Origin of the sequence: Chryseobacterium sp. MEBOG06 (assembly GCF_021869765.1) — a bacterium.
Taxonomy (GTDB): domain Bacteria; phylum Bacteroidota; class Bacteroidia; order Flavobacteriales; family Weeksellaceae; genus Chryseobacterium.
In genome coordinates, this window is sequence record NZ_CP084580.1 from 472,106 (window position 1) to 487,219 (window position 15,114).

Annotated in this window: 11 protein-coding genes and 1 riboswitch; of the genes, 10 read left to right on the plus strand and 1 reads right to left on the minus strand. The window is 37.0% G+C overall.

What is annotated here, in order from left to right; genetic code table 11:
• The first annotated feature begins 70 nt into the window (after positions 1 to 70).
• The 4 genes from LF887_RS02175 (at position 71) to LF887_RS02190 (ending at position 3,394) form a co-directional block, all read left to right on the plus strand.
• Complete coding sequence (locus LF887_RS02175) at positions 71 to 1,102, plus strand: AAA family ATPase (protein WP_236857180.1); 1,032 nt, start codon at positions 71 to 73, stop codon at positions 1,100 to 1,102.
• A 60-nt stretch (positions 1,103 to 1,162) separates the two neighbouring features.
• Positions 1,163 to 1,513 (plus strand): four helix bundle protein, encoded by a 351-nt coding sequence (locus LF887_RS02180; protein WP_236857181.1) that lies wholly within the window; start codon positions 1,163 to 1,165, stop codon positions 1,511 to 1,513.
• A 67-nt stretch (positions 1,514 to 1,580) separates the two neighbouring features.
• A complete protein-coding gene (locus LF887_RS02185; RefSeq protein WP_236857182.1) occupies positions 1,581 to 2,903 on the plus strand; it encodes a DUF58 domain-containing protein in 1,323 nt (440 codons plus the stop codon).
• Between the two features lie 71 nt (positions 2,904 to 2,974).
• Positions 2,975 to 3,394, plus strand: a complete 420-nt coding sequence (locus LF887_RS02190) for an OsmC family protein (RefSeq protein ID WP_236857183.1) — start codon at positions 2,975 to 2,977, stop codon at positions 3,392 to 3,394.
• A gap of 64 nt (positions 3,395 to 3,458) precedes the next feature.
• On the opposite strand, the gene LF887_RS02195 is transcribed toward LF887_RS02190, so the two are convergent.
• The gene (locus LF887_RS02195; protein WP_236857184.1) at positions 3,459 to 6,077 is read right to left on the minus strand and encodes an MGH1-like glycoside hydrolase domain-containing protein; all 2,619 of its coding nucleotides are present in this window, start codon (positions 6,075 to 6,077) and stop codon (positions 3,459 to 3,461) included.
• A 188-nt stretch (positions 6,078 to 6,265) separates the two neighbouring features.
• A riboswitch (SAM riboswitch) is annotated at positions 6,266 to 6,372 on the plus strand.
• Positions 6,373 to 6,430: 58 nt separating this feature from the next.
• Between LF887_RS02195 and LF887_RS02200 the strand changes: the two genes are divergently transcribed.
• From LF887_RS02200 to metH, 6 genes are all read left to right on the plus strand, one after another.
• Positions 6,431 to 7,387: an alpha/beta fold hydrolase gene (locus tag LF887_RS02200; RefSeq protein WP_236857185.1), complete on the plus strand. Its 957-nt coding sequence runs from the start codon at positions 6,431 to 6,433 to the stop codon at positions 7,385 to 7,387.
• Entirely contained in the window at positions 7,374 to 8,912 is a 1,539-nt protein-coding gene (locus LF887_RS02205) for an ACT domain-containing protein (protein ID WP_236857186.1), read from the plus strand. The genes LF887_RS02200 and LF887_RS02205 overlap by 14 nt, the downstream gene beginning before the upstream one ends.
• A gap of 110 nt (positions 8,913 to 9,022) precedes the next feature.
• Positions 9,023 to 10,183 carry an O-succinylhomoserine sulfhydrylase gene (locus LF887_RS02210; protein WP_236857187.1) on the plus strand — a complete coding sequence of 387 codons (1,161 nt, stop codon included), beginning with the start codon at positions 9,023 to 9,025 and terminating at the stop codon, positions 10,181 to 10,183.
• Positions 10,184 to 10,255: 72 nt separating this feature from the next.
• A complete protein-coding gene (locus LF887_RS02215; RefSeq protein ID WP_236857188.1) occupies positions 10,256 to 11,263 on the plus strand; it encodes a homocysteine S-methyltransferase family protein in 1,008 nt (335 codons plus the stop codon).
• Between the two features lie 86 nt (positions 11,264 to 11,349).
• Positions 11,350 to 12,441 carry a fatty acid desaturase family protein gene (locus tag LF887_RS02220; protein WP_236857189.1) on the plus strand — a complete coding sequence of 364 codons (1,092 nt, stop codon included), beginning with the start codon at positions 11,350 to 11,352 and terminating at the stop codon, positions 12,439 to 12,441.
• Between the two features lie 5 nt (positions 12,442 to 12,446).
• Positions 12,447 to 15,107 (plus strand): methionine synthase, encoded by a 2,661-nt coding sequence (gene metH / locus LF887_RS02225; RefSeq protein WP_236857190.1) that lies wholly within the window; start codon positions 12,447 to 12,449, stop codon positions 15,105 to 15,107.
• The last annotated feature ends 7 nt before the right edge of the window (positions 15,108 to 15,114 follow it).

Below are 15,114 nucleotides of genomic sequence, written 5' to 3' on the forward strand. Positions count from 1 at the left end.
AGAAACATCCCAACAGATGATTTAATAAAAGGTAGAATAAAATCCTATCAAAAAACCAAAGAAAAGAATTATGGAAAACCTGGAAAACTCAAATATAGAAAACCAAAGCGCTATTAATCTTAATAAAAGCGAAGAACAGTTTCAGTCAAGAATAGATATGATTGAACTTCGTACAAGCCTTGATAAAGTAAAAACTGAAATCGGTAAAGTAATTGTAGGGCAGGAAAATATGATAGAACACCTTTTGGCAGCTTTGCTTTCAAATGGACACGTTCTGATTGAGGGAGTTCCTGGAGTGGCCAAGACGATTACAGCAAAGCTATTGGCGAAAACAATAGACGTAGGTTTCAGCAGAATTCAGTTTACACCGGATCTTATGCCTTCAGACATCTTAGGGACATCTGTTTTCAGTGTGAAGAACTCTGAATTTGAATTTAAAAAGGGTCCTATTTTCTCCAATTTTATATTAATTGATGAGATCAACAGATCACCGGCAAAAACGCAGGCTGCTTTGTTTGAAGTAATGGAAGAAAGGCAGATTACCATGGATGGAACCCGTTATATTATGGATGAACCGTTTCTGGTAGTAGCTACCCAAAACCCGATTGAGCATGAAGGGACTTATAGACTTCCTGAGGCGCAGCTGGACCGGTTTTTATTCAAGATCAATGTAGGATATCCTAACCTTGAGCAGGAAATTACGATCATTAAAAATCAGCATGAAAGCAAAAAAGAAGATAAGACAGAAGGCGTACAGAAAGTGATTACAGCTGAACAGCTGAAGAGTTATCAGCATTTGGTAAAAGAAATCATTGTGGAAGGTCAGCTGATGGAATATATTGCTAAAATTATCATCAACACACGGGAAAATCAGTTCTTATATTTAGGAGCTTCCCCAAGAGCATCGCTGGCATTACTTACTGCTTCAAAGGCATTTGCCGCACTAAGAGGAAGAGATTTTGTGACTCCTGAAGATATCAAAGAAGCAAGTTATGCTGTCCTGAGACACAGGGTAATCGTTTCTCCGGAAAGAGAAATGGAAGGTCTTACGGCAGATGAGATCATCCGTCAGATTTTAGAAGGAATAGAGATTCCTAGATAGGTAGTAGATAATAGGTGGCGGGTAGCAGGTGATAGAGAGTGAATGCTTAAATTATTACATATGGCAAATTTTAAAGAGCTTTTAGTTTGGCAGAAATCTATTGATTTTGTTACTGACATTTATAGAGCAACAGAGCTTTTTCCTAAGATTGAAATTTATGGATTGATTTCGCAAATAAGAAGAGCAGCTGTTTCCATACCATCTAATATTGCTGAAGGAAATTCAAGAAGAAGTAAACCTGACTATCTGCAATTTTTGAAAATAGCAAGAGGGAGTTGTGCTGAAATTGAAACACAGCTGACCATTTGCAAAAATCTTAATTTATTAAATGAAGAAAGTTATTTAAAATTAAATCAGGGAATTATTGAAATTACTAAAATGTTGAATGGTTTAATTAACTCCTTACAATAATAATGAAAGAGATAAAGTTAATAAGCGGCCACCTAAAACCTATAACCTGCTACCCACCACCTAAACAATGAAAAACTTATACATCAATACACGCTTTTTTCTCACACTCATCGGAGTGGGGGCGCTGTATGTCTTAGCATTTTTCTTTCCGGCATTCATGTGGGGAGCTCATATTGTCTTGTTAATATGCTTTCTTGCCCTGATGGTGGATTATCTTTTGCTTTTTAATCAAAAAAATGCCCTGCAGGCTCAGAGAATTTTACCGGAAAAACTTTCCAACGGTGATGAAAATTTTGTAAAGATTGATATTAAAAATAATTACAGTTTTAAAATCGATGCTAAGGTCATTGATGAAATCCCTTTCCAGTTTCAAAAAAGAGATTTTTTAATAGAGAAGCATATAGATTCCGGGGCCAATACTTTTTTTCAATATACATTAGAACCTAAAGAGAGGGGAGAATACCATTTTGGAGGATTGCATATCTATGCCTCGTCAGCCTTAGGATTTGTTTCAAAGAGATATACTTTTCAGAAAGATGCTGCACTGGCTTCCTATCCATCTTTCATTCACCTCAGAAAATATGAGCTGATGGCGCTGCAAAGCGAATTTTTGATGGGTGGAATCAAAAGAATCCGAAAATTGGGTCATACCATGGAGTTTGAGCAGATCAAAGACTATGTTCCCGGAGATGATATCCGTACAATCAACTGGAAAGCAACTTCTAAAGCGAACAGATTAATGGTCAACCAATTCCAGGATGAGAGATCACAACGTATTTTTATCCTGATTGATAAAGGGCGAACCATGAAAATGCCTTTCAATGGATTAAGCCTTCTGGATTACTCCATCAATGCTGCTATGGCATTATCACATATTATCCTTCGCAAAGGAGACCGTGCAGGCATGATGACATTTTCAAAAAAAGCAGAAAATAAAATTGCAGCTGATAACAAATCCGGACAGCTGAAAAAAATATCAGAAGCCCTGTATAATATTAAGACCGATTTTTTTGAAAGTGATTTTAACCGTTTGTATCAGGATATAAAATATTCTATCAATCAGAGAAGCTTAATTCTTCTTTTTACAAATTTCGAAACACTGGACGGGCTGAACCGACAGCTTAAATACCTTCGTGGGATTGCTAAAAACCATTTGCTGGTAGTGGTATTTTTCAAAAATTCTGAATTGCAGACCCTGACCAGCAATAATCCTGAAAATATGCAGGAAATATATGACGAGATTGTGGCTGAAAAATTCGAATTTGAAAAGAAACTGATCATTCAGGAACTTCGTAAATATGGAATTTACACTGTATATACACTTCCTGAAAACTTGAATATTGACGTTATCAATAAATATTTGGAGATAAAAGCGAGAGGAATTTTATAACTTTGCGAAGTAAATAATCAATTTATATTTTGACACTACTTGGTGTCTTAATGTTTTTAATCTATTGAATAATGAAAATAACACTTAACAGAATAAACGACGACTTTTTATTTGAATGTACCAATGCTCAGGGAAACTCTATCCTTCTGGATAACACTTCTCAACCGGGAGCAAAAGGAGTTTCTCCAATGGAAAGTGTTTTGATGGCAGTAGCAGGATGCAGCGGGATTGACGTAGTCTCTATTTTAAAGAAACAGCGCCAGGACATTAAAGGCTTTCAGGCAGAAGTAGAAGGAGAGAGAATTCAGGTAGATGATGCAAAACCTTTTAAATCCATTAAAGTTAAATTTCTTTTAGAAGGGGAAATAGATCCTAAAAAAGCGTTGAAGGCTGCCGAACTGTCTTTTGAAAAATATTGTTCCGTATCAAAAACCTTAGAACCGAATGTTGAAATCGGGTATGAAGTATATGTGAATGGAGAAAAAATTTAATCTCTTATTTTAAAAAATAGAAAAACCGGATATTTTATCCGGTTTTTTATTATCACCACTCATCTTAAAAATTGAGTTTTGGTTTTATCAGTTTTGCTACAGTAGCAGTCCATCCCGTTTGGTGGGAAGCTCCTACACCCCGTCCGTTATCTCCATGGAAATATTCAAAGAAAGTAATATAATCTCTGAAATGCTCATCGTAATTAAACTTTGGATTTCCACCATTAAAAGCCCGTTGCCCATGTTCATCTTTTAAAAATATAGAGCAAAGCCTTTTACTTATGTTTTGAGCAACCTCATCCAGGTTTCTCTTATCGCCGCTTCCGGTTGGAAGTTCTACCTTTAAGCTGTTTCCATAATAATAATGGAAGCGCTGCAAACTTTCTACAATCAGGAAATTGATAGGAAACCAGATCGGGCCACGCCAGTTACTGTTTCCTCCAAACATCCTGCTGTCACTCTCTGCAGGAGTATAGTACACTACATTTTCAGCCCCATGAACAGAGAATATGAAGGGATTTTCTTCATATACTTTAGACATAGCCCGGATTCCATAAGTACTTAGAAACTCTTTTTCATCAAGCATTCTGGTGAGAACCTTAGTCAGTCTGTTTTTTCGAAGGATACTCATCAGATGCTTTCTGCCTTGCCCCTCCTCATCCCAATGAGAAACAAGCTTGGTAAGCTCCGGTTTATTTTTTAAGATCCATTCCATTCGGGTTTTGAAATTAGGCATCTTTTCCAGTAATCTGTGATCTACAATCTCTACTGCGAATAAGGGAATTAAACCGACAATACTTCGTAATTTCAAAGAAACACTGTCGCCATTTCCCAGCTGCAGAACATCATAAAAGAATCCGTCCTCCTCGTTCCATAAACCTTTTGTTCCTTCTCCCAGATTTTCCATCGCTTCAGCGATATAAAGATAATGTTCAAAAAATTTGATCGCCATATCTTCATATACCTGGTAATATTGAGCCAGTTCCATCGCAATTCGCATCATATTTAATGCATACATTGCCATCCAGCTTGTTCCGTCAGCCTGTTCAAGATGCTGTCCGTCTTTTAACTCCATATTCCGGTCAAAAGCACCGATGTTATCAAGCCCGAGGAAACCGCCTCCGAAAATATTTTTACCGTTCTTATCCTTACGATTCACCCACCAGGTAAAATTAAGAAGAAGCTTCTGGAAAACTTTCTCTAAGAATAATAAATCAGGTTTACCATTGTTTTTTTCATCAATTTTAAAAACACGGAAGCAGGACCATGCATGTACCGGAGGATTCACATCACTCATATTCCATTCATACGCCGGCAGCTGTCCGTTAGGATGCATATACCATTCTTTAGTCAGTAATAAAAGCTGCCCTTTGGCAAACTCTGCATCAATAATAGAAAAAGGAACACAGTGAAATGCCAGGTCCCACGTAGCATACCAGGGATATTCCCATTTGTCAGGCATGGAAATAATATCCTTATTGTGAAGATGATTCCATTCCGTATTTCTTACATAGTCATTAAAATTCCTTGGAGCCTCAAAATTTGGATCCCCTTTCAGCCACTTTCCGACATTATAGTGATAGAATTGTTTATTCCAAAGAAGTCCGGCAAAAGCCTGTCTTTGTACATTCTTCTCATCTTCGTTTACAGTATCATACTGAACCTCGGTGTAAAAATCTTCAGCTTCCGTTTTTCTGATCTCGAAGATTTCATCAAACCCAGCAAAAGGTTCATTTGTTTCGACTGGACATAATCTGAATTCAAAAACTTTAGACTGGCCTGCCTCAATCATTTCATCAATCAGAAAAGAAGCTTTACTTCCTCTTTTTTCCGGATTTACCGTATTGGTCTGATGAATAAGAAAATTATTGATTCCATCTTTGAAATAACTATTTTCAGCCAAAGGAGCTCCATAAAGCTTTGAAGTATTGGTCTCATTCTCACAAAATACACTTTGTGCATTTCCATTCTTCGAGTATATTTTTTTGATTGAAATACTGTCATGCCCAATATTAATGCTTCCGTCATGAGAATCCGCATTCAGTGCTCCCTTATAAGTATTGTAGCCCCATTTCCAGTTATTTCTGAACCAGGCGGTCGGTATTACGACAATGGGTGCATCATGCTGGCTTCTGTTGCAGATAGTAACTCTGGCCAGAATATCGTTGTGATCTGCTTTACAGTATTCAATAAAAATATCAAAATACTCATCATTATCAAAAATTCCTGTGTCAAAAATCTCATACTCCGGGTCTTTCTTGCTACGCCTTCCATTTTCTGTAACAAGATCATCATAAGGAAACTCTCCGATAGGGTACTTGTACACCATTTTCATATAGCTATGAGTGGGAGTGTTATCCAGATAATAAAAAATCTCCTTAATATCTTCACCGTGATTCCCCTGTGGATTGCTCAATCCAAAGAAGCGTTCTTTTACAATTTTGTCCCTCTTATTCCAGAATGAAAAAGCAAAGCAGAAAAGCTGTTTAACATCAGAAATTCCTGCAATACCTTCCTCGCCCCATCGGTAAGCGTAGCTCTCCGCATTATTGTGATTGGTATGGTTCCATGCATTTCCGTTGGTACTGTAGTCTTCACGTACATTGCCCCATTGCCGGTTGCTTACATAAGGTCCCCAGTTTTTCCATTTGGTATCTTGCAATCTTTCCTTTTCGGCAGTCATATATCATCATTTTTCCATACGAAGTTAGTTTTTTTGAAAAATAATTCCAATTCCTTTTATCTGAATAATTATTAATATTGCTTTGAAACACTTGTGTTTAAAGGCTTTTAAAAATATTAAATTATTTTTTTTTTGAAATTAAAAGAAAATAGCTACCTTTGCACCATTCGTTCATTCAAATATTGAAAATGTTATCAAGAAAGGTTGAGGGATTAGACCCTATGAAACCTTAGCAACCCTTTGTGCAAGCAAAGAAGGTGCTACGTTCTACCAAATAATTTTGGACAGATAACTTACTGAAGTTCTTTTCAGCCATTTCCTGTGGCATTTTCAATTGTATTAAAATAATAGAATTGAAAACAGAACTAAACTATATTAATCTTTCGTATCAAACGAATTCCAAAAAGGAATATCATATCTCGTTAAGCTATCAGCTTTTCGGGAAAGACCTGTTTACAGCTCCCATCATCCTGATCAATCATGCCCTTACCGGAAACTCTGCAGTTTCAGGTGAAAAAGGCTGGTGGCAGCAGTTGGTAGGCGAAAACCAGATCGTTGATACCAATAAATACACAGTTCTTTGTTTTAATATACCCGGAAACGGTTACGATAACTTTTTAATTGAAGATTATGAAGATTTCACCCCTTCAGATATAGCCGGTCTATTTCTGAAAGGTCTTGAAGCTTTAAAGATCAAAAACTTATATGCCATTATTGGAGGCTCTCTGGGAGGAGGCATTGCATGGGAAATGCTTGCAAAACAACCTGCACTTGCAGATATTTTTATCCCTATAGCTTGTGATTACAAAACTCACGACTGGCTTCATGCCCAATGTATGGTTCAGAAATTTTTATTGAATGATAAAGATGAACCTTTACAAAAGGCAAGAATCCATGCCATGTTATGCTACAGAACTCCACAATCGCTCAATGATAGATTTCAAAATAAATACAATCAGGAGAAACAGCGCTTAGAATCCGAAGACTGGCTGGTTTATCACGGTAATGCGCTAAACGAAAGATTTAGTTTAAAAGCATACAGGCTGATGAATCATCTTTTGATGAATATTAACGCAAATGAAGCCGCTCTGGAGAAGATAGAAGCACGAATGCACATGATCTCCGTAGATACAGACTTATTCTTTCCAGCCTCTGAAATCCGAATGTGCTTTGAAAAGCTGAAAGAGAAAAATAAGAATGTCTCTTATCATGAGATCCAATCAATACACGGGCACGATGCCTTCCTAATGGAATATCAACAATTAAATAATATCATAAAAAACATTTTATACAGTAATGAAAAAGGTTAACGAAATAAAGTTTTTAAAGAACAGATCAATCATCAAATTTGAAGGAGAAGATTTCTCAGGCGAAATCGGAATTGACGGGCGTATTTTTAAAGCGCTTACTTTAGCGCGTATCAGTGTAGGAGTAATTTCCCAGCAAGCGATAGAAAACGGAATCTCAATATTGGTTCAGGAAGTGGATGCGGAAAAAGCAGTAGCTTGTCTTATTGACGAATTCGAATCAGAAAGAAAATCAGGAAAAGTATCACAGATTTATAGCATCAACAATGTTTCTGTAATAGGTTTCGTCGCAGAAGATTTTAATAAAGTTCTTGCAGAATTGGCCAGAAATAATGTCTTTCCGTTGCTGTTAAACCAGATAGCAGGGGAAAACAGAGTCAATATAGTTGTTACCTCTTCACAAGATGAAAAAACTAAAAATATTATAGAATCTGAAATTTTCAAAAAGCCTAAAACCGTTCATTTGGCTATTATTGGCCATGGAAATGTAGGGAAAACTTTGATCAATCAGGTATTAGAATCTTCTGATGAGATCAAAAGACGTAAAAATATAGACCTTAAGGTAGTGGCTGTAGCTAACTCCAGAAAAATAGCATTCAACAAAAAAGGATTTGAATCTAACTGGAGTGATGAGGTGCTTACAGCAGAACATCCGTCAAAAGTTGAAGAGCTGATTAATTTCTCCAACGAAAATCAACTGGAAAACCTGATCGTTGTTGACAATACAGCAAGTAAAGATTTTGTCAAAAACTACCATACGCTGGCAGAAAACGGCTTTGACCTTGTTTCTTCCAATAAAATTTTCAATACACTGCCTATCGAAGAATACCGCAAGTTGAGATATACTTTGAATAAAAAGAACAGACGTTACCTCTATGAAACCAATGTAGGAGCAGGTCTTCCATTAATTGATACAATCAAATTATTACACCTTTCAGGAGAAAATATTACAAGAATTAAAGGAGTTTTCTCTGGAACATTGAGCTATGTTTTCAATAATTTTTCTTTGAGAAACGATAAATTTTCAACCATTATCAATGAAGCGTTAGAAAAAGGCTATACCGAACCGGATCCAAGAGAAGATTTATCAGGAAATGATGTGGCAAGAAAATTATTGATCCTGGCAAGAGAATTAGACTTAATCAATGAATTCTCAGATATTAATATCCAGAACCTTGTTCCTGAAAGCTTACTTGAAGTTTCAAAATCAGAGTTCCTTACAAGGCTGGAAGAATTAGACGAAGAATATCAAAAAATCAAAGAAAATCAGGAGCCGGGTCATGTATTGAGATATGTAGGTGATTTGCATGGTGATCTTCAGAAAGAGAAAGGAGAATTGGATGTAAAATTGATTTCTGTTCCTGCAACTTCAGCATTAGGACAATTGAAAGGTTCAGATTCCATCTTTGAAATTTATACAGAAAGCTACGGTGAAAACCCAATCGTTATCATGGGAGCCGGAGCTGGAGCACTGGTAACAGCAAGAGGTGTTTTTGGAGATATTTTAAGACTAAGTGAAACGAAATAATATTAAGGCAACAGTATAATAATGTAGCAGTTTACCAATGATGATCATTCTAAGCAAAAGCGAAGAATCTCATGGTTACACTGCTGCATTGGTCAATTAATTAAAACTATATGGAAAATTTTGAAACATCAGCAATAAGAACGCAGACAGAAAGAACTCAGTTTGATGAGCACTCCACACCATTATATCTTACATCCAGCTTTATCTTTCAGGATGCAGAAGATATGAGAGCCAGCTTTGCCGAAGAAAAATCTAAAAACCTGTACAGCCGGTTTTCCAATCCTAATGTAACAGAGTTTACAGAGAAAATTGCAAAAATGGAAGGTGCAGAGGCTGGTTATGCATTTGCAACCGGAATGGCAGCAATTTATTCTACATTTGCTGCATTATTAAATGCCGGAGATCATATTGTAAGCTGCCAGTCGGTTTTCGGGTCTACTCATACTTTATTCACAAAGTATTTCCCGAAATGGAATATTGAAACCACTTATTTCAAAGCAGAAGATGCACAGAATGTAGAACAGTATATTAAACCGAATACAAAAATTTTATACCTTGAAACTCCTACCAATCCCGCTATTGAAATTCTGGATCTTGAGTTTTTCGGACAGATTGCGAAAAAACATAATCTTATTTTTATTGTAGATAACTGTTTTGCAACACCTTATCTTCAACAGCCAATCAAATATGGTGCAGATGTTGTGGTACATTCTGCAACGAAGCTGATTGACGGGCAAGGAAGAGTTCTGGGAGGAATAGCAGTAGGAAAAGAAGACCTGATCAGGGAAATTTATCTATTTGCAAGAAATACAGGACCTGCATTATCTCCTTTTAATGCCTGGGTATTATCAAAAAGTTTGGAAACGTTGGCAATCCGTGTAGAAAAGCATTGTGAAAATGCGTTGAAGGTAGCTGAGTTTTTAGAGAGCCATCCGAATGTAGAACTTGTAAAATATCCATTCCTGAAATCTCATCCAAGTTATGAAGTAGCCAAAAAGCAGATGAAGCTTGGAGGAAATATTGTTGCCTTTGAAATCAAAGGTGGAATAGAAGGTGGTAGAAACTTTCTGGATAAGATACAAATGTGTTCACTTTCTGCCAATTTAGGTGATACAAGAACGATCGTTACGCACCCGGCGTCCACTACCCATTCCAAACTTTCAGATGAAGAAAGAAATGAAGTAGGTATTACTGCAGGACTTGTACGTTGTTCAGTAGGATTGGAAAATGTGGATGATATCATTGCAGACCTTAAACAGGCTTTAGATTAATTCAGGAGAAACGGGCTTTGTCCCGTTTTGATGATCAAAATATCCAACGGCTTTAGCCAAAATAGATAAAAAATGAAAAATTCAGAACCATTATATAAAGCTTTAACGGAAAGAATTTTAATCCTCGACGGCGCAATGGGGACAATGCTTCAGCGTTATAAATTTGAAGAAGAAGACTACCGAGGAGAACGTTTCAAAGACTGGGAACATCCTGTAAAAGGAAACAATGACCTGCTTTCTCTGACACAGCCTTACGCAATAGAAGAAGTTCACAAAAAATATCTGGAAGCAGGAGCTGATATCATTGAGACCAATACGTTTTCAGGAACAACAATTGCCATGGCAGACTATCACATGGAGGATCTCGTGTATGAACTGAACTATGAGTCCGCAAAAATTGCCAGAAAAGCTTGTGATGAATACACTGCGAAAAATCCGGATAAACCGAGATTTGTTGCCGGATCTATCGGTCCAACCAACAGAACGGCAAGTTTAAGCCCTGATGTGAATGATCCGGGCTATAGAGCCATCACTTTTGAAGAATTGCGGGTAGCTTATAGACAACAATGTGAAGCTTTGCTGGATGGAGGATCAGATATTCTTTTGGTAGAGACCATTTTTGACACACTGAATGCTAAGGCAGCTTTGTTTGCCATTGACGAATTGCAGGAAGAAAGAGGTATTGAAATTCCCATTATGGTGTCCGGAACGATTACCGATGCATCAGGAAGAACCTTGAGCGGTCAGACTGCTGAGGCATTTTTGATCTCTGTATCCCACCTGAATTTGCTAAGTGTAGGATTCAACTGTGCATTAGGAGCAGATCAGCTTACTCCTTATCTCGAAACATTGGCTCATAACTCAGAATTCTATATTTCAGCTTATCCTAACGCAGGTCTGCCAAATGCTTTTGGAAAGTATGATGAAACACCGGAAGATATGGCAAGACAGATTAAAGAATATACAGAAAAAGGATTGATTAATATTATCGGAGGATGTTGTGGTACTACACCGGAACATATAAAAGCGATTGCTGATTTGGTAGAAAATTATCCACCAAGAAAATTGAAGGAATTTTAGTTATTTGATAGATTTTTTTAATTAAAATCAATAATGTCCGCTGAATTATAAATATTAACTTTAAATAAATCATAAAATCTATTCAGATGGAAAAGCCGGTTTATTTAAAAGATTCAGATGATGCCCGATTGTTTAATGAACTCAGAAAGAAAGTGAACCAAAGGGTACAAGCAATTCCTGAGAACAGGGATATCTACATTCAGATCAAAGCTATTATACTGCCGCTGATCTATGTGAGTTTATACTTCGTTGCTGTTCTTAATGCTGAAAAGCATTGGATTTATATTCTTAGTTTTATTGCAATGGGAATTTTTTTGGTTTTGATTTATTTAAACCTGATTCATGAAGCCGCCCATCATAATATATACAAAAGTAGAAGGTTGAATGAGATGGTATTGCACATTTTTGATTTTGTGGGAGCCAATTCCTATATCTGGAAAAAAAGACATATAGCAAGCCATCATGCTTATCCCAATGTAGATGGATGGGATACAGATATTGAACAGAGCGGGCTGCTTTTAATAGTTCCATGGATAAAAGCTAAAGGGATTCAGAAATATCAGGATAAGTTCTTCTTTTTAGTATATCCGTTGTATTTATTCAACTGGATGTTTATAAGAGACTTTAGAGACTTTTTTGATAAGGAAAGAGTGATTTTGAAAACCCAGGGAAGAATACCTGTTAGAGAAAAAGTAAAAATGATCAGTTATAAGTTATTCTACTTTTTTTATCAGATTGTGATTCCTGTTGTGTTCTTTAAAGTATCCGTTGGTCTGGCACTGGGAGCATGGTTTTTACAGGTAATCTCAGCAAGTATTTTTGCTTTGTTTGTTTTATTACCCTTGCATCCGCTTCCTGATAATGCTTTTCCAAGACTGGATCAGAAAAACGGACTTCCGTTTAGTTGGCTTCGCCATCAGCTGGAAGTGACTAATGATTTAAAAGAAAATAACTGGCTGGTAAGAAACGTATTGGGGAATTTTAATTTTCATGTTGCCCATCATCTGTTTCCGAACTACAGCTATATGTATTACAATGAGATCACAGAAGAGATTGAAGGCTTTGCCAGAGAACATGGTTTAGCTTATAAAAGATTTCCACTGTTTGCCGCTTTAGGTAAGCATAGAGATTTATTAAGGAAGAATGCAAATAACGCCTACTATATTTTAGAAGAATAAAATCGATGAAGTATTTAAGATTATCAGGCCTTGAGCCTCTTATCATAACCCCGGAAAGTAATTTCATCAATGTTGGTGAAAGAACCAATGTTGCCGGGTCCAAAAAATTTTTAAGACTTATAAAAGAGGAGAAATTCTCTGAAGCATTAGATATTGCCCGCCATCAGGTAGAAGGAGGAGCCCAGATTCTGGACGTTAACTTTGATGATGGACTGATTGACGGAAAAGCGTCAATGATTAAATTTCTGAACTTAATCGCTTCAGAACCGGATATCTCCAGAATCCCGATCATGGTAGACTCCTCCAAATGGGAAATCTTAGAGGCAGGTCTGCAGGTTGCCCAGGGAAAATGTGTGGTAAACTCAATCAGTCTGAAAGAAGGGGAAGAAGAATTTATCAAACATGCCAAAGCCATTAAGAGATATGGTGCCGCTGTAATTGTAATGGCATTTGATGAGGTTGGACAGGCAGATAATCTTGAAAGGAGAAAAGAAATCTCACAACGGTCATATGATATTTTGGTCAATCAGATTGGTTTCCCTGCAGAAGATATCATTTTCGATTTAAATATTTTTCCCGTTGCAACAGGAATGGATGAACACCGGAGAAACGCCATCGATTTTATCGAAGCAACGCGATGGGTAAGGCAAAATCTTCCTTACGCCTCTGTAAGTGGGGGAGTGAGTAACGTTTCATTTTCATTCCGTGGAAATGATACCGTAAGAGAAGCAATGCACTCCGTATTCCTTTATCATGCGATCCAGGCTGGGATGAATATCGGTATTGTAAACCCAGCGATGCTGGAAGTTTATGATGAGATCAATAAAGAACTTCTTGAGCTTGTAGAAGATGTAATTCTTGATAAAAGAGAAGATGCTACAGAAAGACTTCTCGACTATTCTGAAAAACACAAATCCGTAAAAAAAGAAAAAACCGAAGACCTGGAATGGAGAAATAAACCTTTACAGGAAAGGATTACCCATGCTTTGGTAAAAGGAATTGACCGTTTTATTGAAGAAGATGTAGAAGAAGCCAGACAATTAGCGGCAAAACCCCTTCATGTGATAGAAATTAACCTAATGACTGGAATGGGAGTTGTAGGAGACTTATTTGGAAGCGGGAAAATGTTTTTACCACAAGTTGTAAAATCAGCAAGAGTAATGAAAAAGGCAGTTGCTTATTTGCAGCCTTACATTGAAGCTGAAAAAGACGGCTCAAGACCTGCCAACGGAAAAATCCTGATGGCTACAGTAAAAGGAGATGTACATGATATCGGAAAGAACATTGTAAGTGTAGTTTTAGGATGTAACAACTATGAAATCGTAGATCTTGGTGTTATGGTTCCTGCCGAAAAAATTATCCAGACAGCTATTGAACAGAAAGTAGATGTCATTGGATTAAGCGGCTTGATCACTCCAAGCTTAGATGAAATGGTGTATATAGCCTCAGAACTGGAAAGACAGAATCTGAATTTCCCTTTACTGATTGGTGGTGCTACAACTTCAAAAGCTCATACCGCTGTGAAAATAGATTTAAAATATAAAAATGCTGTTGTTCATGTTAATGATGCTTCACGGGCAGTAAATGTAGTAAGTTCATTATTGGGTGACCGGAATAAAGAATATGTTTCAGATCTGAAGAGTGATTATTCAGACTTCAGAGAAAAATTTCTGAACAGACAGGTAGACAAAGACTATGTTTCTATTGAAGAAGCAAGGGACAATCGTTTCAAAATAGATTGGAAAAATGAAGATATTTTCATCCCAAATAATCTAGGTATAAAAGTAGTCGAAAATCAGGACCTGAGAGAATTATTACCTTTCATCGACTGGTCGCCATTCTTCAGAAGCTGGGATTTACATGGGAAGTACCCGAATATCTTAGAAGATGAGGTCGTAGGTGCTCAGGCTAGAGAATTATTCAAAGATGCCCAGGTTATTTTAAAGAGAATCTTAGACGAAAAGCTTTTAACAGCAAAAGCAATCTTTGGAATTTTTAAAGCTAATTCAAATGAATCCGATGATATTTTAATTTTTGATGAAAATAATAAAGAGCAGGCTAGATTTTTAACACTAAGACAGCAGGCTCAAAGATCAAAAGGAAAAGATTACCTGGCGTTAAGTGATTTTATTGCCCCTCAGAGCTCTGGTAAAACCGATTACATGGGAGCTTTTTGTGTAAGTACAGGCTTTGGGACAGATGAACTGTCCACAGAATATGAAAAAGCCCATGACGATTATAATTCGATTATGGTAAAAGCCCTTGCTGACCGTTTCGCAGAAGCTTATGCCGAGTTTTTACATAAAAAAGTCAGAACAGAATATTGGGGGTATGCAGTCCAGGAACAGTTGAGCAACGAAGATTTGATTGCTGAAAAATACAAAGGAATCCGTCCTGCACCAGGTTATCCGGCTTGTCCTGATCATTTGGAAAAGAAAACCATCTGGGATCTTTTAAAAGTAGAAGAAAATACCGGTGTGTTTCTTACAGAAAGCTTAGCCATGTTTCCTACAGCGTCAGTTTCCGGATACTATTTCGGAAGCCCGCACGCAAAATATTTTGGCTTAGGAAAAATTACAGAAGACCAGCTTAAGGATTATGCTGCAAGAAGAGGTTGTAGCATGCAGGAAGCAAGAAAATGGTTGTCACCCAATTTAGCAGATTAAAATTGAC